The organism is Acinetobacter sp. 228, assembly GCF_048147885.1.
On the sequence record NZ_JAYWYV010000219.1, the window covers coordinates 1 to 1,507 of the forward strand.

1 protein-coding gene is annotated in these 1,507 nt (G+C 42.7%); it reads left to right on the forward strand.

Going from position 1 to position 1,507, the window contains the following annotated elements:
- Positions 1-144 precede the first annotated feature (144 nt).
- Positions 145-1,507 (forward strand): ethanolamine permease (eat, locus tag VXQ92_RS17535; protein ID WP_416682679.1); only part of this gene is annotated, 1,363 nt, incomplete at its 3' end.

Consider the following 1,507-nt stretch of genomic DNA (forward strand, 5'->3'; position numbering starts at 1 on the left):
TAGATTGCTGGCTTTTTTATTTAGTACAGTCAGCTCTCAAATTTTTACTATCCGGAATAAAAAAGCGTCATCTAATATTTAAAGCACGTCATTTAGGCATTGCTTTTGCATTCATTCATACAAACCAACTCGCAGGAGTATTGTATGAATCAACCAGAAACAGCTTCCGTTATTTCTTCAAGTGCAGAAGTCTCATCAGCAGAATATTTTGCTCAGCGCCAACTTAAACAAGGTACCGTGGGTTGGTTACTCCTGATTGGTTTAGGCGTAGCGTATGTGATATCAGGTGATTTTGCTGGCTGGAACTTTGGTAGTGCTCAAGGTGGTTGGGGTGGTATGTTTATTGCCACTGCTCTTGCTGCCTTGATGTACCTGTGCCTATGTCTTTCTATGTCAGAAATGTCCACCATGATGCCGACAGCAGGTGGCGGTTATAGTTTTGCCCGCGCTGCCTTTGGGCCTTTTGGTGGTTATTTAACAGGCACAGCGATTTTAATTGAATATGCAATTGCGCCTGCCGCTATTGCCGTATTCATTGGTGGTTACTGCGAATCTCTATTTGGTATTAATGGCTGGATGATTTACCTCGCCTGTTACGCCATTTTTATGGGTATACATCTCAAAGGCGCCGGCGAAGCTTTAAAAATCATGTTTGCGATTACACTTGTCGCCGCTGTTGCCCTTGTCGTGTTTATTGGGGCAATGATTCCACACTTTAATGCACAAAATTTATTTGATATTCCAGTTAGTACAGGTGTTGGCGCAAGTCTTTTTTTACCTCATGGCTACTTGGGCATCTGGGCCGCGGTTCCTTTCGCTATCTGGTTTTTTCTTGCAGTAGAAGGTGTTCCGTTAGCAGCAGAGGAAGCAAAAGATCCAGCCAAATCTCTGCCACGCGGTTTAATCGGTGCAATGCTCATATTAACAGCATTTGCCATGCTTATTTTGTTCTTGGGTGCAGGCGCAGCAGGTGCAAGTACTTTACAAAACTCAAGCGCCCCTCTGGTAGATGCTTTGGTTAAAGTTTATGGCACCAACACTTGGCTTGCGACATTCGTAAACTTTGTGGGTTTAGCTGGTTTAATCGCAAGTTTCTTCTCAATTATCTATGCCTATTCACGTCAAATCTTTGCATTGTCACGAGCTGGATACTTACCTACTTCACTCTCTTTAACCAATAAAAATAAAGCCCCTTATCTGGCAATTATTATTCCGGGCATTATCGGGTTCTTACTTTCACTCACAAAAGAAGGCGATTCACTCATTTTAATCGCGGTCTTTGGTGCCACCATTTCCTATGTGTTGATTCTTTTATCCCACATCAAACTGCGCTTATCTAAACCCGATATGCCTCGCCCTTATAAAACTCCAGGAGGAATCATCACTTCAAGCATTGCACTAGTTTTAGCAGTCGCTGCTGTGGTCGCAGGTTTTGTTGTTAATCCGAAAGTGTGGTTTATTGCTGCCGGTATCTATGTCGTATTTATTGCTTACTTTTTGTTCTACA